At 43.0% G+C, this 26,006-nt stretch carries 18 protein-coding genes and 1 tRNA gene; 12 read left to right on the forward strand and 7 right to left on the reverse strand.

Translation table 11 applies throughout. The features are described from left to right. Positions 1-460 precede the first annotated feature (460 nt). From OD355_RS12650 to OD355_RS12680, 7 genes are all read right to left on the reverse strand, one after another. Entirely contained in the window at positions 461-1,894 is a 1,434-nt protein-coding gene (locus tag OD355_RS12650) for a RapZ C-terminal domain-containing protein (RefSeq protein WP_263038856.1), read from the reverse strand. Between the two features lie 66 nt (positions 1,895-1,960). Continuing rightward, positions 1,961-2,758 carry an acetylglutamate kinase gene (argB, locus tag OD355_RS12655; protein WP_263038857.1) on the reverse strand — a complete coding sequence of 266 codons (798 nt, stop codon included), beginning with the start codon at positions 2,756-2,758 and terminating at the stop codon, positions 1,961-1,963. Continuing rightward, positions 2,758-3,729, reverse strand: a complete 972-nt coding sequence (locus tag OD355_RS12660; RefSeq protein WP_263038858.1) for a Rossmann-fold NAD(P)-binding domain-containing protein — start codon at positions 3,727-3,729, stop codon at positions 2,758-2,760. Before OD355_RS12660 ends, argB begins: the two co-directional genes overlap by 1 nt. Before the next feature lie 35 nt (positions 3,730-3,764). Further along, positions 3,765-4,904 carry an aspartate aminotransferase family protein gene (locus tag OD355_RS12665; RefSeq protein ID WP_263038859.1) on the reverse strand — a complete coding sequence of 380 codons (1,140 nt, stop codon included), beginning with the start codon at positions 4,902-4,904 and terminating at the stop codon, positions 3,765-3,767. A gap of 81 nt (positions 4,905-4,985) precedes the next feature. After that, the gene (gene argC / locus OD355_RS12670; RefSeq protein WP_263038860.1) at positions 4,986-6,005 is read right to left on the reverse strand and encodes an N-acetyl-gamma-glutamyl-phosphate reductase; all 1,020 of its coding nucleotides are present in this window, start codon (positions 6,003-6,005) and stop codon (positions 4,986-4,988) included. A gap of 5 nt (positions 6,006-6,010) precedes the next feature. Next, positions 6,011-7,207: an argininosuccinate synthase gene (gene argG / locus OD355_RS12675; RefSeq protein WP_263038861.1), complete on the reverse strand. Its 1,197-nt coding sequence runs from the start codon at positions 7,205-7,207 to the stop codon at positions 6,011-6,013. Between the two features lie 2 nt (positions 7,208-7,209). Beyond that, positions 7,210-7,878 (reverse strand): GNAT family N-acetyltransferase, encoded by a 669-nt coding sequence (locus OD355_RS12680; RefSeq protein WP_263038862.1) that lies wholly within the window; start codon positions 7,876-7,878, stop codon positions 7,210-7,212. Positions 7,879-8,278: 400 nt separating this feature from the next. Between OD355_RS12680 and OD355_RS12685 the strand changes: the two genes are divergently transcribed. The 12 genes from OD355_RS12685 to OD355_RS12740 all read left to right on the forward strand — a co-directional run bounded on the left by OD355_RS12685 (position 8,279) and on the right by OD355_RS12740 (position 25,674). Then, a tRNA-Val gene (locus OD355_RS12685) sits at positions 8,279-8,353 on the forward strand. Positions 8,354-8,429: 76 nt separating this feature from the next. Further along, positions 8,430-10,358 carry a hypothetical protein gene (locus tag OD355_RS12690; protein WP_263038863.1) on the forward strand — a complete coding sequence of 643 codons (1,929 nt, stop codon included), beginning with the start codon at positions 8,430-8,432 and terminating at the stop codon, positions 10,356-10,358. 123 nt (positions 10,359-10,481) lie between these two features. Then, positions 10,482-11,501, forward strand: a complete 1,020-nt coding sequence (locus tag OD355_RS12695; RefSeq protein ID WP_263038864.1) for a LacI family DNA-binding transcriptional regulator — start codon at positions 10,482-10,484, stop codon at positions 11,499-11,501. Between the two features lie 154 nt (positions 11,502-11,655). Continuing rightward, the gene (locus OD355_RS12700; RefSeq protein ID WP_263038865.1) at positions 11,656-12,732 is read left to right on the forward strand and encodes a glycoside hydrolase family 172 protein; all 1,077 of its coding nucleotides are present in this window, start codon (positions 11,656-11,658) and stop codon (positions 12,730-12,732) included. 11 nt (positions 12,733-12,743) lie between these two features. Continuing rightward, positions 12,744-13,976 carry a DUF6786 family protein gene (locus OD355_RS12705; protein WP_263038866.1) on the forward strand — a complete coding sequence of 411 codons (1,233 nt, stop codon included), beginning with the start codon at positions 12,744-12,746 and terminating at the stop codon, positions 13,974-13,976. An 8-nt stretch (positions 13,977-13,984) separates the two neighbouring features. Continuing rightward, positions 13,985-15,751, forward strand: a complete 1,767-nt coding sequence (locus tag OD355_RS12710) for an L-fucose isomerase (protein WP_263038867.1) — start codon at positions 13,985-13,987, stop codon at positions 15,749-15,751. A gap of 209 nt (positions 15,752-15,960) precedes the next feature. Continuing rightward, entirely contained in the window at positions 15,961-17,268 is a 1,308-nt protein-coding gene (locus OD355_RS12715) for a sugar MFS transporter (RefSeq protein ID WP_263038868.1), read from the forward strand. Positions 17,269-17,348: 80 nt separating this feature from the next. Then, positions 17,349-19,280 carry a glycoside hydrolase family 172 protein gene (locus tag OD355_RS12720; protein WP_263038869.1) on the forward strand — a complete coding sequence of 644 codons (1,932 nt, stop codon included), beginning with the start codon at positions 17,349-17,351 and terminating at the stop codon, positions 19,278-19,280. 45 nt (positions 19,281-19,325) lie between these two features. After that, entirely contained in the window at positions 19,326-21,386 is a 2,061-nt protein-coding gene (locus OD355_RS12725) for a hypothetical protein (protein WP_263038870.1), read from the forward strand. A 168-nt stretch (positions 21,387-21,554) separates the two neighbouring features. Continuing rightward, positions 21,555-22,730 carry a glycoside hydrolase family 172 protein gene (locus tag OD355_RS12730; RefSeq protein WP_263038871.1) on the forward strand — a complete coding sequence of 392 codons (1,176 nt, stop codon included), beginning with the start codon at positions 21,555-21,557 and terminating at the stop codon, positions 22,728-22,730. Positions 22,731-22,860: 130 nt separating this feature from the next. Beyond that, the gene (locus OD355_RS12735; protein WP_263038872.1) at positions 22,861-23,994 is read left to right on the forward strand and encodes a glycoside hydrolase family 172 protein; all 1,134 of its coding nucleotides are present in this window, start codon (positions 22,861-22,863) and stop codon (positions 23,992-23,994) included. 18 nt (positions 23,995-24,012) lie between these two features. Further along, positions 24,013-25,674 (forward strand): ribulokinase, encoded by a 1,662-nt coding sequence (locus OD355_RS12740; RefSeq protein WP_263038873.1) that lies wholly within the window; start codon positions 24,013-24,015, stop codon positions 25,672-25,674. Positions 25,675-26,006: the final 332 nt, after the last annotated feature.

Raw genomic sequence — 26,006 nt, forward strand, 5'->3', positions numbered from 1 at the left:
GTATTTTTAATTTTTTCTTTATGGCCACATGGATAACCTTTATTCATTTGCGGTTGGTATGCAACTTTGCTTATGGTTATTTCATGTGTATATTTTTTATTTTTCTTTATGGTCACATGGAATAGCCTTTATTCATCCGCGGTTGGTATGCAACCTTGCTTATGGCTATTTCATGTGTGTATAATTAATTTTTTGTGTTTGTCACATGGAATAACAAAAACCTTAATTCTTTATTATCATTCCCGGTTGGTATACATTCCTAATCTTTATGGCTATTTCATGTGTATAAATTTTAGTTCGCCGCTTTGCGGCTGTTTTTAATCGTGACATGGAATAGCTTTTATTCATTCGCGGTTGGTATGCAACTTTGCTTATGGCTTTCATGTAAACTGTTTGTTTTCCGGCATTATCCCTCATTAAATTTTAATTGTGTTTCATGAGGCTCAATTAAAACAAATTATTAGCACACCCATTTCTCACGGTTGGTATGTTTTAGCACCGTTTTAATCTTGTATTTATTTTCCAGGTGCTGTGCAGTTTTTTCTGCTGCGTACACGCTGCGATGCTGGCCGCCTGTACAGCCGAAATTTATCTGCAAATGATCAAAGCCGCGCTCAAGGTAATTCTCCACGTTAATGTCTACCAGGTCAAACACACTGTTGAGGAACTCGTTCATCTTGGTTTTCTGTTCCAGGAAATCTGTGGTTGGTTTATCAAGCCCGGATAATTTTTTATAATCATCAAACCTGCCCGGGTTAAGTATGCCGCGGCAGTCAAACACAAAGCCTCCGCCGTTTTCAGAAGTATCTGCAGGAATGCCGTTGCGGTAAGAAAAGCTGTTGATCTCAACGGTAAGCGGTGTTCCTTCACTGGCAACCGGCGGCGTAAAGCGCTGAATGATCTCATCGCTGCAGATGATGGCGAGTACTCTTTCCAGCTCGGGGAGTTCAATGCCAATATTCTTATTGTGTACAAACCACCTGAGGTTGCTCAATGCCAGCGGGATGCTGGTTAAGAAGTGAGCTTTCCTTTCAAATAATCCCCTGAAACCATAGGCGCCCAGGACCTGCAAAAGCCTTATCAGGACATAACCTTTGTATTGGTTAATGAAAATATCCCTGTTGACATCGGCGGATAACATACTGCTGATCTCATCTATGTAATAGTTTACCAGTTCTTTTTTCCATTCGTCTGTGAGGTTAGCTTTTGCCTGCCACAGCAGCGATGCTGCATCATATTGCAATGCACCCCGCATGCCGCCCTGGTAGTCTATAAAATATACCTCATTGTCGTTTACAATAATGTTGCGGCTCTGGAAGTCGCGAAACATGAAGTATTTGTACTTTGTCTGGGTGAGGAAGGAACTCAACGCTTCAAATTCATCCAGGAGCTGTTGCTTTTCATAGGGCTGCCCCAATGTGTCCAGGAAATAATATTTAAAATATAGCAGGTCGCTCATAATAGCGTTTTTGCCAAACTCATGCGCGGTAATGCATTTGGTATAATCAAAGCCCTGGTGACCTTTTATCTGCAAGGTTGCCAGGTTTTTCAAGCTCTTTTTATACAGTGCTTTTACTTCATCGCATTCTCCTTTTTCTTCCAGGATATCCAGCAGGCATTTTTCGCCCAGGTCTTCCTGGATATAGGTTTCATTATCTTCAGAGATGGCGTAAATAAACGGCACCGGCAGATTCAGCTTCCTGAAATGCGTGGTGAATGCTATAAAGGTTGCGTTCTCTTTTACATTGATATTATCCGTAGCTATATAAGTTTTATTGGAGCAGAATACCCTGAAGTATTTCCTGTCGCTGCCGCTCTGAGGCAGCTTCTCAATCGACTCAATTTCTTCATCTGAAAAAGATGCAATAAGCCCTTTTATTTTTTCTGTGATCATCTGTGGAATAAATAATTCTTAATCTACAAAACTAAAGTTTATTATTTAAAATTCAGGCAGGCAGCTTCAGGCTGAGATCAGCGTTCCGTCTGTTTCTCCCGCGCAGTTTTGCAGCAGTTTTTCCGCAGCCCCTATTACTACCTGGTTCACACCGGCGTCTATGGCTGCAAAGGCATTGTCAATTTTAGGTATAATGCCTTCGAATAGCTTTCCCTGAGACAACAGCGTTTTATATATTTGTTTGTTGATAAAACGGATCACAGAAGATTCATCTGCCACATTTTCAAGCACACCTTTTTTCTCGAAACAATAAATAAGCCGCACCTTGTATTTTTCCGAGAGCGCAACTGCCAGTGAGGATGCAATGGTATCTGCGTTGGTATTGAGCATGTGTGAGCTGCCGTCATGTGTAAGCGGCGCAAATACAGGCGTGATGCGGTTTTGAAGGAGGGTATCCAACACAGCCGTGTTGATCTTATGTGTATCCACATCGCCTACCCAGCCGAAGTCGATTTCTTTTACGGGCCTTTTTACAGCGGGGATTATATTTCCGTCAGCGCCTGTTAAGCCTATGGCGTTGCAGTGTAAAGACTGTAGCGAGGCTACGATCTTTTTATTCACCAGCCCGCCGTAAACCATGGTCACGAGGTCTATGGCAGCGTCATCGGTGATCCTGCGGCCATTGATGTATTTAGATTGTATGCCAGACTGTTCACCGATTTTTGTGGCAATTTTTCCGCCTCCGTGGATTAAAATTTTGTGTTGGCTGATGGCAGAGAAATCTTCCAGAAAGTTGCAGAGATTTTCTTCGTTATCTATAACATTACCGCCGATTTTAATTACCAACAGATTTTTTTTTTCCATCAGCTGTTCATCTTTAAGAGTTCACTGATTACAGCCTGGGCAGCCCATACGCGGTTGCCGGCTTCTTTGGTAACAATGCTGTTGCTGCTGTCTAAAATTTCATCGCTTAGTTCTACGTTTCTACGTACCGGCAGGCAATGCATCACTTTAGCGTTGTTGGTCAGCGCCAGTTTTTCATTGGTAAGCATCCAGTCTGCATGCAGGCCGGGCATCATACCATATTCCTCGTAAGCAGACCAGTTTTTTACATAAATGAAGTCTGCATTTTGCAGCGCTTCTTCCTGGTTGTGTACAACAGTGGCCCCCTGGGTATATTCTACTGAAAGGTTGTATCCATCAGGGTTTGCGATTACAAATTCGGCCTTGCCCCAGGCGTTGACCCATTCGGCAAAGCTGTTGGCCACGCACTGGGGCAATGGTTTTACATGCGGAGCCCAGGTCATTAGCACTTTTATTTTTTCTTTCCCGGCAGCTTCTTCCTGAATGGTGATGAGGTCTGTAAGGCTTTGCAAAGGATGGAGTGTTGCGCTTTCCAGGCTAATTACGGGTTTTCCGCAGTATTGAATGAATGCGTTGAGGTAGCCTTCTCTGTAATCTTCCTCTTGGTCTTGCAGGGTAGGGAAGGAGCGTATGCCCAAAATATCGAAATAGCTGCCCAGCACAGGTGCAGCTTCTTTAATATGCTCCGATGTGGAGCCGTTCATAATAGCGCCGTCTTCAAACTCAAGCCGCCAGCCATCTTTGTCTACATTAAAAATAACCGCTTCCATGCCCAGGTTCTGTGCAGCTATCTGCGTGCTCAGCCTTGTACGCAGGCTGGGATTTAAAAATAACAAACCGATCTTCCTGTTTTCTCCCAAATCCTTATCAACAAAGGGATTTGATTTATAATGCAGTGCTTTACCCATCAACCCTTCTATATCAGCCACATCTTTTACGGTAGTAAATTTGTTATTTTTTAATAATGACATTTTGGTAAATATTGATCAAGAAAGTTACAACTAATTTACGGTAAGGGCTCAATTTCTTCCTGTACCACTTCAATAAATTCATCTACCTGCTTGCGGGTAATAGCCAATGAAGGCAATAAGCGAACAACATTCGGTTTGGCTTCGCCGGTAAAAATAAAATGTTTATATAAAAGGTTTTTGCGCAGGTCTTTTAATTGTTCGGACACATCAAAGCCGATCATGAGGCCTTTGCCGCGTACATTTTCAAGGCCGTTTACAGATTTCAACCGGTTCATCAGATAGGTGCCGCGTTGCCTGGCCTGTTCTACCAGGTTATCTTTTTCAATCACATCCAGCACTGCAATAGCAGCCGCGCAAGCCAGGTGGTTACCGCCGAAAGTTGTACCCAGCATTCCGTGCCGTGCCTTAATTTTTGGTGAGATAAGAATGCCGCCAACCGGGAAGCCGTTGCCCATGCCTTTTGCCATAGAATATATATCAGCATTCACTTCTGCGTAGTCGTGCGAGAAAAATTTACCGCTTCTGCCATAGCCGCATTGTACACTGTCTGCAATAAAAACACTGTCATACTCATCACATAAACTGCGGATCTTTTGCAGGAAAGAAACCTCCGCAACCCTTATGCCGCCTACGCCCTGGATGCCTTCAACGATCACGGAAGATATTTCGCCGCCATAGTTTTTAAAAGCTTCTTCCAGCGCCTGCTCATCATTGAACGGTAAAAAAATGATATTGGTGCTTTCATTTACCGGTGCAACAATTGATCTATTGTCGGTAGCTGCTACAGCCAATGAAGTCCTCCCGTGAAATGATTTACTGAAAGCAACGACCTTTTTCCTGCTATTGTGGAATGACGCCAGTTTCAGGGCGTTTTCATTTGCTTCGGCGCCGCTGTTGCAAAGAAATAGCTGGTAATCTTTTTTGCCTGAAACAGCTACCAGCTTTTCTGCCAGTTCATGCTGCAAAGGCATTTTTACCGAGTTGGAATAGAAGGAAATTTTAGACAGTTGTTCCCTGATCTTTTCTACCCAGTGCGGGTGATTGTGGCCAATGGAGATCACGGCGTGGCCGCCATACATATCCAGGTACTGATTGCCTTTATCGTCCCAAACGTAGGAACCCAAACCTTTGGTGATGGTAATATCGTTTAACGGGTAAACATCGAATAAGTTCATGATTTTTGCTTGATTAGCGCCTGTCGCGTGCAGCGATAGATTTTTTAGTTATAAATTTATGAATGTTGGAGATAATTTCCTTTAAAAATAATTTGCCTTAAGTTTCAGACCTGTGCGCTGGTCAAGGCCGAACAGGATGTTCATATTCTGTACAGCCTGTCCTGATGCGCCTTTCAGCAGATTGTCTGTGGCTGAGTGCACAACCAGCTTGCTGCCGGCTTTCTCCATGGAAATAATGCATTTATTGGTATTGACTACCTGCTTTAAGAAAATGGATTTTTCAGAAACAAAGGTAAAAGCAGCCTCTTTATAGAAGTCTTTATATAAAGCAAGCACTTCCTTCAACTCAAGATCGCAGTCTACAGTTGAGCTGATAAAGATGCCCCGAGTAAAATCGCCGCGCCAGGGTACGAAGTGCAATCCTTTTGTGGTGTCTGTTGCAGCATTATAAAAATCCGGCTGTAGCTGGTTCAGCGATTGATAGATCTCCTGCAGGTGCTGGTGGGTGAGCGTTTTGTAAGCTTGTATGTTATTGGCTCTCCATGAAAAATGAGAAGTTGCAGAGAGGCTCTGTCCTGCGCCGGTAGAGCCCGTAATGCCCGTAGTATATACGTTCCCGCTGAGCAGGTTGTTTTTGGCCAGCGGCAATAATCCCAGTTGAATAGAAGTAGCAAAACAACCGGGATTGGCAATGTTATTTGCTGTTTTTATTGCTTCCAGGTTCAGCTCAGGCAGGCCATATACAAATGTTCTTCCTTTGCATGCGGCATCTTTTTCCAGCCTGAAATCATTGGCAAGGTCAATGATCTTTATATCGGCATGTACTTCATTTTCCGACAGGAAATTTTTAGAATCACCATGCCCCATACACAGGAAAAGCACGTCAATAAAATCTTTTTCTACAGCAATTTTTTCCAACACTTCATCACCTGCAAAAACAATATCTTCATCCAGCAGGTCGGCATGAACAGCGCCAACACTATTGCCGGTATTGCTTTTGCTGTGAATAAAAATTATGTCTGTTTGCGGGTGGTTTACCAATATTCTCATCAGCTCTCCGCCTGTATAGCCCGCGCCGCCTATGATCCCTGCTTTTATCATTGTTTTTATTTACTGTTTTTTACGCTTTCAAAAATCACCAACTGGTTACTGAAAATTTTACTGAAGCCTCTGACGTCATCGCCTGTCCAGCCGTTGTTCATTTCGCCGTATTTGCCAAATTTACTGCTCATAAGGTCGTAGGCAGATTCAATGCCCAGCACCTGGAAGCGGTAAGGCATCAGCTTTACATACACATTGCCGGTAACGTGGTTCTGTGAACTTTGCATGTAAGCTTCCATGTCGCGCATTACGGGATCAAGGAACTGGCCTTCATGCAGCCAGTTGCCATAAAATCCTGCAAGTGTATCTTTCCAGCTAAGCTGCCACTTGGTAAGCACGTGCTTTTCCAGTGTGTGGTGTGCTTTGATAATGATCACGGGCGCTGCTGCTTCAAAACCCACGCGGCCTTTGATGCCGATGATGGTATCTCCTACATGAATGTCCCTGCCGATGCCGTAAGGCGCTGCAATGCTTTGCAGGCGCTCGATTGCGCGTGCAGGATGTGCAAATGTTTCATCGTTCACGCCCGTAAGTTCGCCTTTTTCAAATACCAGTTTTATTTCTACCGCATCGTCTTCACCTTTGGTTACCTTAGTGGGAAATGCTTCTTCTGGTAAAAATTCCCTTGAGTTTAAAGTCTCTTTTCCGCCTACGCTCGTGCCCCAGAGGCCCTGGTTGATAGAATACTTCGACTTTTCAAAATTCATCTCCACGCCTTTTTCTTTCAGAAACGCAATCTCTTCTTCACGGCTGATCTTTAGATCCCGGATGGGGGTGATGATCTCCATATCAGGAACTACAATATTAAACACCATATCAAAACGCACCTGGTCGTTGCCTGCTCCTGTGCTTCCGTGGGCGATAGCATCGGCTTGCAGGGATTTGGCATACTCCGCGATATGCATAGCCTGTACAATGCGCTCTGCGCTTACGCTTAAAGGGTAAGTATTGTTTTTTAACACATTGCCAAAAACCAGGTATTTAATGATCTTATCGTAATAGCCTTCAACAGCATCAATGGTTTTGTGCGACTTTACCCCCAGGTTTTTTGCATGCTGTGCTATTTTTTCAATTTCTTCTTCAGAGAACCCGCCCGTGTTTACAATCACGCTGTGAACCTCATAACCCTTATCTTCAAAATATTTTACACAATAGGTGGTATCAAGTCCGCCGCTGAATCCGAGTACAATTTTCTTTGACATATCTAATGCATTTTTTTTCTGAAATTCTTTAAAAATTTATATTTCTTCAACCTGAACAAACGCTCAAATACGTTGGATTTTTTTCTGAAATATGCTTTGGTCTCTTCCGGTTCGTAATGATCTTTGGGATCAAACAGCATAGCCGTACACATGCAATTCTTACGGTCTTTGCTCATAAGTATGTCGTAATTTACGCAACTTTTGCAACCCGCCCAAAATTCTTCATCGTTGGTGAGCTCGCTGTAGGTCACCGGTTCGTAGCCGAGGTCTGAGTTGATCTTCATGACGGCAAGCCCGGTAGTGAGGCCGAATATTTTTGCGGCAGGATATTTTTTCCTGGAGAGTGCAAAGGTTTCTCCTTTGATGCGCTTGGCAATGCCCGTTTTCCTGAATTCGGGGGAAACGATCAGACCGCTGTTGGCAACAAATTCGCCGTGTCCCCATTCTTCAATGTAGCAAAAACCTACCCATGTGCCGGTTTTTGTAACTGCAATCACTGCTTTGCCTTCCAGCATCTTCGTAGCTACGTATTCGGGTGAGCGTTTGGCGATGCCCGTACCGCGGGCCTTTGCGGAGGATTCCATTTCATTTACGATGGTATCTGCATAGTGAACATCATTGCTTGTAGCAATGCGAACAAGAATATTATCTGACTGGTTGTTTTTTTCCACTGTTGAAACGATTAGAATTTAATAATAGATGGCGAATCTCTGGCGTTGCTGCCGGGTGTGTATAAACACGTCTATTAAATTCGAGGTCGTCGTATATGTAAAGCCGGTGTGTAAGATACAAAGAGGGGAGCGCTCATGACAGCATGAGCAATAGTAAATAATTTATGTTGGGTGGTTTTCAATTTCAGTTCTTAATTCAAAAAGTGAAATGATGTTTTTTTATTTAATGTGCAAATGTATATAAGATATTCAATAAATAGATGTTAGTTTTGAAGAAATTATAAGTTTTTTTAAAGATAGTTTTTTACCAGCCGGTTTCCCTGTTGCCAGACGTTAAAAAAATATTTTCAAAAAATATTTGGAGAATAAAAAACTGACTGTATATTTGCACTCCGATTAAGGGAGCTTAGCTCAGTTGGTTTAGAGCATCTGCCTTACAAGCAGAGGGTCACAGGTTCGACTCCTGTAGCTCCCACAGCCTAAAAGCCCTGTAAACACTATGTTTCAGGGCTTTTTTATTTGCATTTATTCATTGTTGTTTAACTTGCAGCATGGCTGGGAAAAAGTTGAGTTCAATTTTTAAAAAGATTATACTTGCAGTTATTATTTTATTCACAATAATAACGTTTATTGATTTTATAAGAATCATCAATTATAGTGTTTATCAGCGCAACCCGCCCGTAGAAATAATTACAGAAGAAGATAAAATTTATTTCGACCTGGTTCATAATAAAGAAATAGATTGGTCACGCTTAAACCCAACCCTTGAATTTATCAGCCATGAATATGACGTTGCAGACTTTAAGTTTGTTAACCTGCTGCGCATTTTATATGAATTTCCCGGAAAGATTCCTGTTGAAGTGAGAGATAATATAGATAAAACGCTTTTGGCGTTCCGTTATTGGTGGGATGAACCGGGCGAAAATTCTATGTGCTACTGGAGCGAAAACCACCAGATATTATTTGCATCTGCCGAATACCTGGCAGGGCAGCTGTATGTTGATAAAACTTTTTCTAAGAGTGGACTAAACGGCAAACAGCATGTAATAAAAGCGAAGCGTAGGATCCTGGACTGGCTGGAAATGCGCTGGAAATACGGCTTTACCGAATATTATTCCGCTACCTATTACATCGAAGATATTGCCGCATTAACTAACCTCATAGATTTTGCTAAAGATGATGAGCTCACTGTTAAATGCAAAATCATCCTTGATCTTTTGCTATATGATGTGGCAAGCCAGCAAGTAAATGGCATGTTTGCATCGGTGAGCGGCAGAGCTTATGAGCACAACCGCAAGGGTGAGGCTGCTGACTTGGGAGGCGTTACAAAATTTCTTTTAAGGAATGAAAAGATAGCTTCTCATGGTTTGCTTAATGGGTTTATGCTATTCAGACAGTATGATATGCCGCATGTTTTAAGAGACATAGCAAACGATACAGGCACTGTTATCGTGGAACAAATAAACGGATTGAATATTAGCGAGCTTAAAAAAGAAGGCTACTACGGCACCGGCGACAAAAGTATGATGATGCAATGGGGAATGGAAGCATTTACCAATCATGAGGTGATCAGGAATTCATTAAAACATATACGAGGTGCCGCAATGTTTTCCAATGATTTCCTTAAAGCATTCAGATATCTGGACTTTACCATAATCAGGTGGCTGCATCTTGAACCTTTACTGGTAAAAATCATTCACCCGGCTACCAATGGTAAAGCCATTCAGCGCGCACATACTTATACTTACCGTACAAAAGATTATTCATTGTATAGCGTGCAGGATCATGATCAACAGCAGTATGCAGATCAGCATCATATCGCAGGAATGAATATGGGCAACCATTTCAGCGTTTTTCATACGCATCCTGCAAGAAACCCCGGAGACAATAACCATTCTCCTAACTATTGGGTGGGGTATGGGCGCCTGCCCCATGTACAACAATTTAAAAATGTAAGCATGGCCATTTATGCTATACCCCCAAAAAAGAATTTGACAGAGGCCGTTTTACCGGGTTATACACATGCGTATTTCCCGGTTAAGAAATTTGACAGTGTCTATATTTTCAACAATTATGCTTTTGGCAAGAAAGGCAGCGTTTACATAGCCTTGATAGGGAAAAATAATTTTTCATTCAGGCCGGGTACAAACGATGATCTGATACAGCGGGGTAGAAAAACTTTTTGGATCATGGAAGCCGGATCGGCCGTAGAAGATACATCCTTCCAGCGTTTCATCGGCAGGATACAAAAAAACGGCATTTCATTTTCAGAAGAAAACCTTGAACTGGTCTACACTTCAGGAAATAAAAAACAACGTTTAAAATTTGGTGAAACCAGGGCTCACGCTACGCAGGCAAGGTTTGCATCTCCTTATGTGCAGATGGCTAATGATCAGCAAAAGATTATCTCCTTCCAAGGAAAATCATTATTGCTTGATTTTTATAATCCTAAAAGAATATGTAGTTTACCTCAGGAATAACTATATTTGTGCTGTATCGCTTAAACGATTAATAATCCGGATAAAAAACTCTGGAAAACAAATATATTTTATGCTTATATTTGTATCGGCAGCGATATTATTTTTGCTATCAGAAATTTTCCTATGAAAAAAGCAGTTTCTTTAAAAGATATAGCCAACAATGTAGGCGTATCAACAGCTTTGGTATCTTATGTATTGAATGGTAAAGAAAAAGAAGCCCGTGTAAGCAAGCAGATGGCTGCAAAGATACGCAGGGCTGCAAAGGAGATGAATTATCAGCCGAACTTAATAGCCAGGAGCTTAAAATACGGAAAGACAAAAACTATTGGTCTGATCGTTGCGGATATTTCCAACCCCTTCTTTTCAAGTATTGCACGTATCATTGAGAATAAAGCCAAGGAAAATGGCTATACCGTTGTATTTGGCAGTAGCGATGAGCAGCTCGATAAATCTGCAGACCTGCTCAATGCTTTAATCAACAGGCAGGTTGACGGCCTTATTGTTACGCCGGTAGAAAACTCGGAAGAACAAATTCGCGAAATACAGGAGAAAGGCATTCCCGTAGTGTTGATTGACCGTTATTTTCCTAAGCTGAATACCAATGCTGTATTCATTAATAATTATCAGTCGGCATATAATGCCACGCAACACTTAATAGATAATGGCTATAAAAAAATTGGCATGGTGGCTTACCAGAGTTCGCTTGAACACATGAAGCAACGGGTAAAAGGATACGAGAAATGCTTAAAAGATAATGGTATAAATGCCAGTAAAGACTGGTTGTTAAAAATCAATTACAACCATACAGAAACAGACTTCCGGGATTCTTTAAATGCAATGCTGGAAAAGAATACAATTGACAGCCTGCTGTTTGCCACGGTGTCTCTCGCCGTTAAATCACTACATGTGATCAATTCGCGCAAAATAAAAATACCGGACGATTTCGGGTTGATCAGTTTTGACGAAAGCGATGCATTCGACTTCTTTTATTCCCCGCTTACTTTCATTAAACAAAATCTGCAGCAACTCGGCTCCCAATCTGTACAACTCCTAATAGATTCTATTAATAACAATACCACTGTAATCAAAAAAATTGAAGTGCCTTCTACACTGGTAGTGAGAGACAGCAGTAAGAAAAAGTGAATAAAATTTTTCTTAAATGAAAAAAGTTAGTTAATTTGCTTAAACGTTTAAAATAAGTACTATGAAAAACACCTGTTTATTGTTACTCGCATTCTTTGTTTTTAATTGCTTATCGGCCCAGCGCCCAGCCGGTTTTAACGGTAGAAATATGAGCATGTCTACACTATCTAAATTATCTAATGCAAAAAGCCGTTCCATTAGCCCGGAAAATTTTACCGGCGAAAAAGGCAGGGGAGGCATGGCAGACCCCGTTGCCGACAAGGGCAAACGCAACGTGGCAAATGCTGCCAGTGAAGCAAGGGATTTAGGTAAAGGATGGAAAGTAAACCCGTTCATTATCATCAATCCCGGCGAAACTTTCACTATGGCCGAAATTACAGGCCCTGGCGCCATACAACATATCTGGATGACACCAACCGGCAATTTTAATTTAACTATATTCAGGATCTATTGGGATGATGAAACATCCCCTTCTGTCGAAAGCCCGGTCGGACCTTTCTTCGGTATAGCCTGGAATGAATTTTCACCGTTAAATTCTCTGGCAATGACAGTGAATCCCGGTAGCGCTTTCAACAGCTACTGGCAAATGCCATTCAGGAAAAAATGTAAAATGACTATGCAGAACATCTCCGGTGAAGCTATGCGCTTATATTACCAGGTAGACTATACACTTGCAGAAGTTGAAGAAGACGAAGCTTATTTCCATGCACAGTACAGGAGAAGTACTCCCGATAATAATTCAATCCATACGATAGTTGACGGTATTAAGGGTCGCGGGCACTATGTGGGTACTTTTATGGGTGTTGGTGTCAGGAATAACGGATGGTGGGGAGAAGGAGAAATTAAATTCTTTATGGACGGAGACAGGGACTATGCCACGATTGTAGGAACCGGTACGGAAGACTATTTCTGCGGATCGTATAATTTTGAAAATAAGCGTACAAGGCAGTACCAGGAGTTTTCAACGCCTTATGCCGGATTGCACCAGGTGCTCAGGCCCGATGGTTTATATGGCTCCCAGCAAAGATTTGGTATGTACCGCTGGCATATACTGGATCCCATACGTTTTGAAAAAGACCTCAGCGTAACTATCCAGGATCTGGGCTGGCGTTCTGGCGGAAGATATCTTGCGCAAAAATCTGATATCATCACAGTTGCTTACTGGTATCAGTCAGAACCTCATAACACTTACCCCAAACTTCCTGCAGCAGATGTGCTTGAAGTCAATTAAATTCATCAAACATGCGTACATTAAAACTTACCCTGTTGTTGCTGGCTGTTTTTTCCATCATGGATTCATGCCAGTCTGGAAATAAATCTAAAAATAAGACAATGCATAATCCACAAAAAGGAACATTCGCATATGATGTGCAGTTCCTGAGCCAGAAAGACAGTATCATAATTTTAAAAAACAACGACTCATCCGGGCAGCTGATAGTTTCTCCTAAATACCAGGGGAAAGTTTTTACATCTACTGCCGAAGGTTTGAATGGTAAAAGCTTTGGTTGGGTTAATTATAAAGCATTTGATGAGCCTGTGAACGATCATATGAATGCTTTTGGCGGTGAGGATCGTATGTGGCTTGGTCCTGAAGGCGGTAAATATTCTATCTACTTCAAGCAGGGAACCGAACAGGTTTTTGACAACTGGCATACACCTCCTGCTATAGATACCGAAGCCTGGCAGCTCACTGCTTCCAGCGGCAAAAAAGTTTCAATGACTAAGGAAACGGCAATAATAAACTATGCTGGAACTCCGCTGAAAATAAAAATGGAGAGGGATGTGGAGATCATGGAAAATGAAACGATTGAACAAATGCTCCATGTTAGTCTGAATAAAAAGGTAAATGTGGTTGGATTTAAAACAGTCAACCGCCTTTTTAATACGGGTACAAACGAGTGGACAGAGCACACCGGAGCTCCCTGCATCTGGAACCTGGACATGTTTATGCCTTCTGAAAGCTGCATTATTGTGATTCCTTACATTCAAAACGCGCAGGGCAAAGTAGCTACTACAGATTATTTCGGGGAAATAGCCGACGACAGGATCAAATACAGCAACGGTGTTCTATTTTTTAAGGCTGATGGTAAATCAAGAGGTAAATTAGGTATCCCTCCTGTAAGGGCTAAAAATATTGCAGGTAGCTACGACGCGCAAAATAATGTGCTGACTGTTACGGTATTTGATGTGCATAACAACAGGAAATATCTTAACCAGGAGTGGCGCACAGACCGCGATCCTTACAGCGGAGATGCAATGAATGCCTACAACGACGGCCCTCTCGAAGACGGCTCGCAAATGGGCCCATTCTATGAAATAGAAAGCGTATCTCCGCCTGCATTCTTAAAACAGGGCGAGCATATCACGCACAACCATTCCGTTTTTCATTTTACGGGAGATAAGAAAACACTTAACGATATCGCAATAAAAGTTTTTGGTGTTACACTACAGGAAATTCAAAACACATTTAAATAATACAAATAATGGCTCAGAAATTTAACTATCCCAAAATAGGCATCAGGCCCATCATTGATGGCCGTTATGGTGGCGTAAGAGAATCGCTGGAAGATATTACCATGAACATGGCAAGATCAGTAGCTGATCTGTATGCGGCAGAATTAAAATACCCCGATGGAACGCCCGTGCAATGCGTGATTGCCGACACCTGCATCGGCGGTGTAAAAGAAGCGGCTGATTGCGCAGAGAAATTTGCCAATAATAATGTGGGCGTATCCTTATCGGTAACGCCCTGCTGGTGCTACGGTACCGAAACAATGGATATGAACCCGCATTTACCCAAGGCAATCTGGGGATTTAACGGAACGGAAAGGCCTGGCGCCGTATATCTGGCCGCAACGCTGGCCGGACATAATCAAAAAGGATTGCCCTGCTTTGGCATTTATGGCCGCGATGTGCAGGACATGGGCGATACCACGATTCCGTCAGATGTAAAAGATAAACTATTAGCATTTGCCAAAGCAGGTATGGCCGTTTCTATTATGAAAGGAAAATCGTATCTCTCTGTTGGCTTTGTTTCAATGGGTATTGCAGGTTCGGCTGTAGATCCGGATTTCTTCCAGGATTATCTGGGTATGCGCAATGAATACGTAGACTCTACAGAACTATTGCGCAGGATAGACCTGGAAATATATGACAGGGATGAATATAATAAAGCGCTTGCATGGGTAAAAGAAAATTGTAAGGAAGGCGAAGACCTGAACACGAAGAAGAAATCCAGGGAAGAGCTGGATAAGGATTGGGAATTTGTAATAAAAATGACCCTCATCATTCGTGACCTGATGGTAGGCAACCCACAACTGGATAAAATTGGCTGGTGCGAAGAAGCACGCGGCCACAATGCACTGGTGTCGGGCTTCCAGGGGCAAAGGCAATGGACAGATTATAAACCTAATGGCGATTTTGCTGAGGCCATATTAAATTCTTCATTCGACTGGAACGGCATTCGTGCCCCGTTTATGGTAGCTACAGAAAATGATTCATTGAATGGCGTTTCCATGTTATTTAATTATTTACTCACCAATACAGCCCAAATTTTTGCCGATGTAAGAACCTATTGGAGCCCCGATGCAGTAGCAAGAGTATCAGGCTGGATGCCGGAAGGCAGGGCGCAGCAAGGGTTTATTCATTTGATCAATTCAGGCGCAGCCACATTGGATGGTTCAGGCCAGCAAAGTAAAGATGGCAAACCTGTAATGAAGCCTTTCTGGGAAATAGCTGAAGAAGAGGCAAAGGCCTGCCTGGATGCCACTACATGGTACCCTGCTAATACCGGTTATTTCCGTGGCGGCGGATTTTCTTCAAAATTCCTTACCAAAGGTGAGATGCCTGTGACCATGTGCCGCCTGAATTTAACCAAAGGCCTCGGCCCGGTAATGCAAATTGCCGAAGGCTACACCATTGACCTGCCCGGAAATGTAAATGAAGTTTTAGATAGGCGTACAGACTATAGCTGGCCTACCACCTGGTTTGTGCCTAACCTTACAGGGGAAGGCGCATTCAAAGATGTGTACAGTGTCATGGCTAATTGGGGCGCCAATCATGGTGCCATCAGTTATGGGCACATCGGCGCAGACCTGATAACCCTCTGCGCTATGCTGCGCATTCCTGTGTGTATGCATAATGTGGCTGCTGAAAAATTGTTCAGGCCGGCATCATGGGCATCTTTTGGCATGGATGCAGAAGGCAGTGATTACAGGGCCTGCAGCAATTACGGGCCGCTGTACAAGTGAATTGACAATGGATAATTGAAATTGACAATTGAGAGGAAGTAAATGATCGTGGGCATTGAGCTTTAAGCGTTCAGCTCCTGACCGTTTGCTCAAATATGATCCCGGTACTTGTCGGAAGAGTTACACAAGCACGCCCGATAACTACCGGGAGATACTACTACTGAAGTTGATAACATAAAAAATAAAAATCACAAATCACAAATTCTGAAATGGCAAAGAAACAATCACTATTTGTAAAAGACGGGGTTAACTATGCAATGCCTTTTGCAGCCATCAGCGCTTTATTCTTCCTGTGGGGCATAGCCCACGGCATGTTGGATACGCTGGACAAGAATTTCCAGGAAATGCTGCATTTGCATAAATGGCAATCCAGCCTTATCCAATCTGCATTGTATGGCGCTTATTTTATAATGGCAATCCCGGCGGGGTTATTCATGAAAAAGTATGGTTATAAAAAAGGAATAATTTTCGGGTTATTACTTTTTGCGGCCGGTGCATTTTTATCAGCGGCCACAGCGCCGTTTCAATCTTTTGCTTTATTTCTGATGTGCCTGCTGGTGATAGGGTCAGGGCTTACCACGCTTGAAACCGCAGCCAATCCTTATACCACCAAATTAGGCCCGCCGGAAACCGCTGAGCGCAGGATCAACTTTTCCCAGTCGTTCAACGGCCTGGCCTGGACAATAGGGCCCTTGATCGCACTGTACGTTTATGGCAACCGCAGCCATGTGGAAGGCGAGAAAATGATGTCTATTGTATTACCGTTTGTTGTGATAGGCGTTGCTGTGCTTTTAGTAGCATTTGTGTTCATGCGTTTAAAGTTGCCCGAAATTACAGAGGAAGATGAGCATGCAGCGCATGGCGGCGGCCACGGCATTTCAGCTACGCCCGGCGCTGATTCGGAAATTGAAACAGAAATTACCGATCCGGCACACCCGGGATATATAACCAAAAAACCGTTGTGGCAAAACCGGCATTTTGTACTCGGCTTCATTGCACAAACCTGTTACGTTGCAGCGCAAACCGGTATTTTCAGCTACCTCATCAATTTTGTTTCAGATCATGACCAGCATCCCCGCTGGGAATCTGTGAACGGGCCATACTTTTTATCGCTGGGATTTTTATTGTTTATGATCGGCAGGATCTCAGGCAGCGCCATGATGAAATATTTTAAACCGGCAAAACTCCTGGCTTTCTATACGCTGATGGTTTGCCTGTTGTTGCCTGTTGTGGCATCGCACTTAGGATGGGTGTCGCTGATAGCGCTTTATGGTGTATTCTTTTTTATGTCTATCATGTTTCCTACCATATTTGCTTTGGGAATTAAAGGTTTGGGTAAGCAAACAAAGCAGGGCGCATCGTTTTTGGTGATGGCGGTTGCCGGTGGTGCATTATTTCCTCCGATCATGGGCGCCGTGTCTGACGTGTATGGTATGAGCAAAGGTTTCTTTGTGCCGATACCTCTATTCTTGTTTATCCTGTATTATGCGGTTACCGGTTATAAGGTAAAAGCTTAGTAGACTGATTTTAATTACAACTGAATTATAGTATATACCAACTTCATTCATATAAATATTGATTTAACGAATTATACATTATGAGTATCAAAAGATTTTTCCAGGCTTTTATTGTTTTTTTATTTCCTTTTACCGCATTTGCGCAGCAAACGGTAACTACCGCTACCGAATTGAAACGTTTGTCGGACATTACGAAAATGCCGGCATATATAGACGGCAGCTTTATCAGGCAAATTTCTTCCTACGACAGAACAGGTGGGAATGATGATGGCTTTAGCGGAAAATATTCTTACATCCGTAAAGAAAAAGACGGGCTGGTGTTGTTAGACGTGAAAGGCCGCGGCGTAATTGAACGAATATGGACGCCTACGCCTACTGATGATATCATTGAATTTTATTTTGATGGCAATGCAAAACCCGGCTTGTCAATAAAATTCAGCGATTTGTTTTCCGGTAAGGTAGCCCCGTTTTTAAAGCCGCTGGTTGAAGCTCATCTGGTGGGAGGCTATTATTCTTATGTGCCTATACCTTATGAGAAAGGTTGTAAGATTGTTTTTAAAGGAGAAAAGATTATGTTTCATCAGATCCAGTACAGGGAGCTGGATGATAATTATAAAGTACAAACATTTCACTCCCGCTTCAATACCAATGAGCATAAGATACTGCAGGATGTTATAGGATTATGGAATAATAACGACAGGCAGGTACAGAATTTTTATGCCGGCAGATTAAATAAAACCAGTGTACAAAAAACGGTACATCCCGGCGAAACAGTATTGCTGGCAGATTTAAGGCAGGGTGGGCGTATTCAGGGCTTTGAATTTAAGTCCTCAAAAATATTTGAAGGCTTATCAAGACAGCTCGACTTAAAAATTACCTGGGACAATGAATCTGCCCCCGCAGTGTATGCGCCGGCAGCTGATTTTTTTGGCTATGCATTCGGCAAAAAATCTATGGAAAGTTTATTGCTGGGCGCCACGGCTTCAAAAGCTTATTGCTATTTCCCCATGCCTTTTGATAAAAGCGCTAAGATTGAATTAGTATATCGAAAGACAAATGAAACGCAGCAGCCGCTTTCCTTTACATTTGATATGTGGCATGCTGCAGGAAAAAGAAATCCTGCCAGGGAAGGAAAGTTTTATGCCTTGTGGAAGAATAATGAACCGGCTTCCGGCGAGCCCTACGTATTTTTAAATGGAAACGGCCGGGGGCATTATGTAGGCACGCTCTTGCAAAGCCAGGCTACTACGTATAATTATTTTACCGAATTTTTTGAGGGTGATGATTCCACGGTGATTGATGGCGTTCAAAACATTCACGGCACGGGTAGTGAAGATTATTTTAACGGCGGCTGGTATGCCCAGCCGGGCGGCTGGGTGGAAAAACTGGGCGGGCCGGTCAGCGGTTGCCTGGATTATTCAATTCCATGGAGCCGTACAGGCGGATACCGGATTTATGTTACAGACAAACTGCCTTTTTATAAAAACATTTATCACAGCATGGAGCACGGTCCGGTAAATAATAACCGTCCGGTAAATAATACTTCAGTGGCTATGTACTATGCCGATAAAGCGGTACAGGTAAATACAGCTCCGGTCAATGAAAATACCAAAGTATTTTTGCCACCCACTTATACGTTCTACCCGGCTTTTTTAAAACACCTGACCTATAATGGCAATTATATTTTTAGGAACGGACGTGCTGCAATCAACGATAAGCAGGCATCGCTCACAATCAATATTGATGAGGTTCCTGCCGGGAAATATAAATTATACATGAATAAAATAATGTCTCAGACAAAAAATCTTGAGGTGCGTATAGCAGATAATGCAGACATTCAACAATGGAGAAGTGTCCATTTAAATGCTGGCAACACCGCCGAAGAAATTTATTTGGGCGAGGTAGAAATCAGAAAAAATGAGATACCTCAAATGCCATTAAACCTGCTGTTCCGTTCGAAGGATAATACACCCGAAGTGGAATTTGACAGGATCATGCTACAAAAAATATAGTTTTCAGCCGCTACATAAGTGTGCAGGAAGTACAGTCTTTTAGAGATGGATAAAAAAATAATATACTTTTTTCTATGCTGTGTTTTAGTAACAGCGCAACTTGCCGCGCAGCCTATACCGCATGAACTAAAGCGCTTCGTGTCGTCTGTTCATTTTCCTGCTATTGGCAGTGAGGCTCCTTCAGTAACGTATACAAAAATCTCTGACGGTGATTATAAAATAACGGTGGAGTGGAATTTGAAGGATAATATACAACAAGATAACGCGGAAATGCAGGTCATACCTGCGTTTCAGCCTTCTTTTCATTGGGCTCCGCACCTGACGCCACAGGATGGGTTTGTAATAGACCAGCATGTATTCCGCGCACCCTGCCTCATTGTTTCCGGTAAAGAGAAGCAAGTAACCATCATACCTGATCTGGATCTTATCAGCAACAATACATCCTACAATTGGTACATGGATATGCATGCACCGGCTAATGTGCTTACCATTGGCTTGGGCAAAACCGCGGTAACGGACCATGTACTCTTTAAAAAAACCAAAGGTGCACAATTCACCAAAGGAAAAATATCAGCAGGCTTTTACATTTTTACCGACCGGGTAAAAAATAATTTTCATAATCACTGGCGCAAGGCGCTTTCGTTTATGTGGAAGAAGTGGGGCCATCCTTTATACCAAAAAGGGGAACCGCTGCCGGTAAAAAACTTGGATCAATATGTAAAGCAGACTTACGATTGGGCATTCCATAACTGGAAGAATACAGTCTGGCAGGAATTTGATTTAAACGGGAAAAAAGTTGGTGCGCCTGTTTTTATAGTGAATGTTACACAAAGTCCGAATTACAAAGGCGAGGTGGATGAACGCGAATTCCGTTCTATCTGGAACCAGGCCTGGTTCAGCTCGTTAAGATCAGCATCGGGCTTGTACCGTTATGCCAAACGCACGGGCAACGAACAGCTGAGAAAATATGCATTGCAAACTAAAGAGCTGGCTTTGCAGTTTCCCCAATACAACGGTTTTTTTCCTGCTGTTATAGCTACCGAAATGGAGCAGGTAGCAATTGACGGGAAAAAATACAATCGCTCGCAGGGATGGCATACCAAATACTTCGGCAACTCTAACCGCAATCCGTACACATGGGATGCTCGCAAATCGCCCTATCATATTTTAGATATGAGCTTCACGGCTAATCAAATGCTTAGCTGGTACACGGATCTGGAGAAAGACAGCCGGCTGCTCCAATACACGAAGCGCTATGCCGATGCCCTGTTAAAAGTACAGTTCAGTAACGGCTTCTTCCCCGGCTGGCTGTCATTGAGTGATCTGAAACCGATGGATCATTTAAATGCGTCTCCGGAAACAGCAATGTCTGTTACGTTTTTGGTGAATCTTTACAAGCTCACGAAAGATACACGTTATAAACAATCTGCTGCAAAGGCTATGGAGGCGGTGATCAATAGCAACATGATGCAGGGACAATGGGAGGATTTTGAAACGTATTGGTCGTGCAGCCGTTATGGCAGCGATCACCTGGTAGGCAAAAAAGTAGAACGTAATAATATTTTCAAGCAAAATACGCTCTCCGTGTATTATACTGCTGAAGCCTTGCTGGCTATGTATCAGCTTACACAGGAAAAAAAATATTTGCACTACGGACAACGTGTACTTGACGAATTGCTGATGGTACAGGCTGTTTGGCAGCCTCCTTACATGGCCATCCGTACGCTGGGCGGATTCGGTGTAATGAATGCAGATGGAGAGTGGAATGATTCCCGCCAAAGCCTTTTTGCACCATTGATAATGCAGTATGGTAAAATCTTAAAAAACACTGAGTACCTGCAAAGGGCTAAAACAGCATTATATGCTTCGTTTGCCATGATGTATACGCCATTAAATCCGGCTACCATGTATCAGTGGCAACAACGATGGCCATTTTTCGGCAAAGAAGATTATGGTTTTATGATGGAAAATTACGGGCACGGCGGAGAAACGGATAATAAAGGTTTGGGCATTGGAGAATTTACCATTTATGATTGGGGTAATGGTGCAGCAGCTGAAGCGTACAACAGGATCGTAGATAGCTATGGAGAAGAGATTCTGAGATAAGGTCTTGAGTAATTTTGCTAAAGAATAAGTATGCTGCGAGCAAAATTTACTAGAAGTAATACTATGTGGCAACTGGAAAAAACAAAATAATATTGATTAGTATATCCGGATAACTACCGGGAATCATCAAAAACAGCCGCAAAGCGGTGCACTAAAAAAAATAAACACATGCAAAAACTATTTTTTCTTTTACTTTCTTTCCTGGCAATTAATTTTTTAACGGCGCAGGAGATGAACACGGATCTGTATGATCTATCGAAAATGAAATCAGGATTAAAGAACCGGCGTATTTCAAGCACGGATAAAACAGGTGGCAACAGGGATCACCTGGAACCTTTCAAGCCCGGCGAAAAGCGTGTCATTGCTGATATCCAGGGCGCAGGCATTATCAATCACATCTGGATTACCATTGCGCCGCCGCCCGGCGAGTTGAGTAGGAACGACATTATCATCCGCATGTATTGGGATGGGAATTCATATCCTTCTGTTGAATCGCCGATAGGCCCTTTCTTCGGCCAGGGATGGAATGAACAATACAATTACGCCGCATTTCCTTTGGCTGCCGGCCCGTTAAACGGCACCAGCCTGGTAAGCTATTTCACCATGCCTTTCCAGAAAGGAGCGAGAATTGAAATAGAAAATCAGACAGACAAACAGATCAATGCATTTTACTTTTATGTGGATTATTTCGAGGTAAACCAATTACCCAAAGACATGGGACGTTTCCATGCCTGGTACAACCATGAGCTTACGAACGCGCTGCCTGAAGGAGAAACGGAATGGGCCTTAACAGGGGAGTGGAAGCCTAATACGAAGCCCGAGAACAATTACACGTTCATCAACACAAAAGGAAAAGGGCATTTTGTAGGCATCAATTATTACGTACATTGCCCCACACCCATGTGGTACGGCGAAGGTGATGACATGTGGTTTATAGATGGCGAAGCAAAACCTTCACTGATAGGCACGGGTACCGAAGATTTCTTCAATACTTCCTGGTGCCCCAAAGAGCCTTACGCTCATCCCTATTTCGGTTATCCGCGGGTAAATAACGATGTCGGCTGGCTGGGCCGCACACATGTATATCGGTTCTTTATAAGCGACCCCATTTTTTTTGAAAAAGAATTAAAAGGCACCATAGAACACGGTTCCAATAACAATCTTACGCTTGATCTCGGCTCTGTGGCTTACTGGTACCAGGATAAAGCAGTTGCGCTGCCCAAAGCGCCTACCAAGGAACAGCGCGCTTTAAGGCCTTTTATAAAATTTGAAGACATGCACCGCTGGCGCGATGCCTGGAGAAAATCAAAAGGAAATGACTCCAAACTTTGGGGTAATGAATAAAATATAATGGGTATAGGCTAATACGTTGTATAGTTCTGAAAAAATACGTTTGCAAGTGTTCTTCCCTTCGACCTGGTGGAGAGGGGCAGGGCTGAGGTTTCTGGGATAAAAAAACACATCAATAGTAAATATGAGCACAAATAATTTATCAAGGAGAAAAGCCCTGGCTGCTTTGGGAAGCCTGGGCATTGCTACCGGTTTGCCCTTTGCTGCTGGTGCGGCGAACACTATAGCTCAAGCGGGAGAAGAGCATTTATATGACATCAATAATCATGTATCGGGGCAGCTAACCACGTTTGATTATAAAACCAAAGAAAAAGCCATTGATGTTCACCCCGGCCAGAAAGTTACATTGGCACAATATGATCAGCCCGGGATCATTACCCGACTGTGGATGACCTGCGCCGGCTGGTTTTGGGAACATTGGGATGTAAGCAAGGAAAAACATCCGGATCAGAAAATTCTAAAAAAATTGATCCTGCGTATTTATTGGGATGGCAATTCATTTCCATCGGTGGAGGCGCCTATAGGCGACTTCTTTGGCATTGGTTTGTGTGAATACAAACATTATTTATCGAAATACCTGGGTATGTCAAGCGGCGGTTTTTATTGTTATCTGCCCATGCCCTTTAATAAAATAAGGATTGAGATTGAAAACCTACACGACACGAGGGCCTCAGCCGTTTTCCTGAATGCAAATTTTACAAAGCTTTCATCCCTGCCCAAAAATTCAGGCAGGTTGCACTGCTTATACAATGCAGGCACTAACCCCGGCTCTACACCAATGACCATTATGAAAACAAAAGGCAAAGGGCACTTTGTAGGGTGCTGTATTTCCATGCAAAGTTTTTTGCCTAATTACCTTGGCTACCTTGAAGCGCCTGAATATATATACATTGATACAGAAGACAGGTCCGTGCCTTCTATGGTTGGTACAGGCCTTGAAGATTATTTTAATGGTGGCTGGTATTTTAGGGATGGAGAGTTTTGGGGACCGTATCATGGCGTGCCGTTAAAAGATGGTTTTAGATCCATGATCAGTATGTACCGTTTTCATGAAAATGATAAAATTTATTTTAATAAAAGTTGTGAAATAGAATTTACAAACCCGCGGCCGCCCGAACATACCCGTGAATTTAAATTCTCTTCAACAGCTTACTGGTACCAGCAAACTGCCGTACCGCTTGCGTTTCAATTGCCCTCAAAAAATAAATTGGTAGACTGGTATCGTATCAGGGACACAGATCACCAAGCTATACCTTAATACTAAAAAAAATCCATTATGAACGCCGATAAATATGTAATAGGAGTGGACTACGGAACGGATTCCGTGCGTACATTAATTGTAAATGCTGTAACGGGAGATGAAGTTGCCTGCTCCGTTTTTGAATACCCGCGCTGGAAAGACAGGTTGTATTGCGACGCTGCTGAAAACAGGTTCCGGCAGCATCCTTTGGATTATGTAGAAGGATTAGAAAAAACCATAAAAGAATGTGTAAAAATTGCCGGGCAAGGTGTAGCTGCGAACATTCTGGCAATATCTATTGATACCACCGGCTCTACGCCATGTGCCGTAAATGAGAGAGGCGTACCACTGGCTTTGCTGCCCGAATTTGAGCATAATCCCAATGCCATGTTCGTGCTATGGAAAGATCACACAGCTATCAAAGAAGCCGACGAAATTAATGCACAATCAGCCAAATCAGGTGTGCGCTATGTTGCCTATTCGGGCGGTATTTATTCTCCGGAATGGTTTTGGGCCAAACTATTGCATGTGTTGCGGCAAGATGAAGCTGTAAGAAAGCAATGTGTTGCCTGGGTGGAACACAGCGACTGGATGCCTTTCTTATTAACAGGCGCAACAGATGTGTTGCAAATGAAAAGAAATGTTTGTGCGGCGGGCCACAAGGGTTTATGGGCTGCAGAGCATGGCGGGTTTCCTCCTGATGATTTTTTCGCTTCAATCGATCCGTTATTAAAGGGATATGTACTTAAGATGGATGCACGGGTTTATACCGCAGATCAGGCGGCCGGGAACCTGTGTGGCCAATGGGCGGAAAGATTAGGCCTCTCAACAAATGTAAAGATCGGTATAGGAGCTATAGATGCGCATGTAGGCGCTATAGGCGGGCAAATAGAACCCTATGTAATGAGTAAAGTGATCGGCACTTCTACCTGCGATATGCTGGTGATACCGAAAGCCGATATGGAAGGTAAACTGATCAGGGGCATCAGCGGCCAGGTAGACGGCTCCATTATTCCGGGTATGATCGGCCTTGAAGCGGGGCAGTCTGCCTTCGGCGATATATACGCCTGGTTTAAAGAGCTGTTATTGTGGCCTTTGAAAAATATGGCTGTTTCCCCGGAAGACCTTAAAAAATTGTCTTCGCACCTATTGCAAAAATTAGGTGAAGAAGCTGCTGCCATTGAGTTTGATGAAAACAGCGAAATCGCTGTAGATTGGTTCAACGGGCGGCGCACGCCGGATGTAGATCCCCTGCTGAAAGGAGCTTTTGCCGGCCTTACCTTAGGCACAAATGCCCCCGCGCTTTACAGGGCGCTGGTGGAGAGTACTTGTTTTGGCGCTAAAAAAATTATCGAGCGCTATCGTGATGAGGGGATACAGATCAAAGGCATTATTGCATTGGGAGGTATTCCCAGGAAATCAGAATTTGTTATGCAGTCTTTAGCCGACATTTTGGAGATGCCCATAAAAGTCAATGCATCTGGTCAGACCTGTGCCTTAGGCGCTACAATGCTTGCCGCCACAGTTGCAGGTATTTATAACAATGTGCATGATGCCATGAAGAGTCTGGGTAAAGGCTTTGATAAATATTTTCAGCCCAATGCAGATCTGGAAAAGATGTACCGGACCAGATTTGCCAAGTACAATCATCTATGCAATGCAGTAGAAGAGCAGGCCTATGATAATGTGATCAGGTGATGGAGTGATGGGTAAAAGAAGTGTATTTGTGTATTTGTTGATTTGTTTAAAAGAGATTGCTTTTAAAACTTCGCTGCGCTACGTTTTATCGCAATGACGCAGGCTCCGGTATCGTCATTGCGAGCGAAGTAGTCCGACGGTTCCGGAGTCCTTAGGACGGAGCGAAGCAATCTCACACCCGCATTTACGTTCCTCCGGTTCTTCTCTAACTTTTTTTCATGTGTATTTATTTTATTTTTCTTAATGGTCACATGGAATAACTCTGGTTTTTAGATTCAATACTCATTCCCGATTGGTATAGATTACTAATCTTTATGGTTATTTCTTGATAA

Origin of the sequence: Haoranjiania flava (assembly GCF_025631005.1) — a bacterium.
Taxonomy (GTDB): domain Bacteria; phylum Bacteroidota; class Bacteroidia; order Chitinophagales; family Chitinophagaceae; genus Haoranjiania; species Haoranjiania flava.

Excerpts from the sequence above, each read along its gene's own strand:
- OD355_RS12650 (WP_263038856.1), bottom strand. The coding sequence starts at position 1,894 with ATGATCACAGAAAAAATAAAAGGGCTTATTGCATCTTTTTCAGATGAA.
- argB (WP_263038857.1), bottom strand. The coding sequence starts at position 2,758 with ATGGAAAAAAAAAATCTGTTGGTAATTAAAATCGGCGGTAATGTTATA.
- OD355_RS12660 (WP_263038858.1), bottom strand. The coding sequence starts at position 3,729 with ATGTCATTATTAAAAAATAACAAATTTACTACCGTAAAAGATGTGGCT.
- OD355_RS12665 (WP_263038859.1), bottom strand. The coding sequence starts at position 4,904 with ATGAACTTATTCGATGTTTACCCGTTAAACGATATTACCATCACCAAA.
- argC (WP_263038860.1), bottom strand. The coding sequence starts at position 6,005 with ATGATAAAAGCAGGGATCATAGGCGGCGCGGGCTATACAGGCGGAGAG.
- argG (WP_263038861.1), bottom strand. The coding sequence starts at position 7,207 with ATGTCAAAGAAAATTGTACTCGGATTCAGCGGCGGACTTGATACCACC.
- OD355_RS12690 (WP_263038863.1), top strand. The coding sequence starts at position 8,430 with ATGGCTGGGAAAAAGTTGAGTTCAATTTTTAAAAAGATTATACTTGCA.
- OD355_RS12695 (WP_263038864.1), top strand. The coding sequence starts at position 10,482 with ATGAAAAAAGCAGTTTCTTTAAAAGATATAGCCAACAATGTAGGCGTA.
- OD355_RS12700 (WP_263038865.1), top strand. The coding sequence starts at position 11,656 with ATGTCTACACTATCTAAATTATCTAATGCAAAAAGCCGTTCCATTAGC.
- OD355_RS12705 (WP_263038866.1), top strand. The coding sequence starts at position 12,744 with ATGCGTACATTAAAACTTACCCTGTTGTTGCTGGCTGTTTTTTCCATC.
- OD355_RS12710 (WP_263038867.1), top strand. The coding sequence starts at position 13,985 with ATGGCTCAGAAATTTAACTATCCCAAAATAGGCATCAGGCCCATCATT.
- OD355_RS12715 (WP_263038868.1), top strand. The coding sequence starts at position 15,961 with ATGGCAAAGAAACAATCACTATTTGTAAAAGACGGGGTTAACTATGCA.
- OD355_RS12720 (WP_263038869.1), top strand. The coding sequence starts at position 17,349 with ATGAGTATCAAAAGATTTTTCCAGGCTTTTATTGTTTTTTTATTTCCT.
- OD355_RS12725 (WP_263038870.1), top strand. The coding sequence starts at position 19,326 with ATGGATAAAAAAATAATATACTTTTTTCTATGCTGTGTTTTAGTAACA.
- OD355_RS12730 (WP_263038871.1), top strand. The coding sequence starts at position 21,555 with ATGCAAAAACTATTTTTTCTTTTACTTTCTTTCCTGGCAATTAATTTT.
- OD355_RS12735 (WP_263038872.1), top strand. The coding sequence starts at position 22,861 with ATGAGCACAAATAATTTATCAAGGAGAAAAGCCCTGGCTGCTTTGGGA.
- OD355_RS12740 (WP_263038873.1), top strand. The coding sequence starts at position 24,013 with ATGAACGCCGATAAATATGTAATAGGAGTGGACTACGGAACGGATTCC.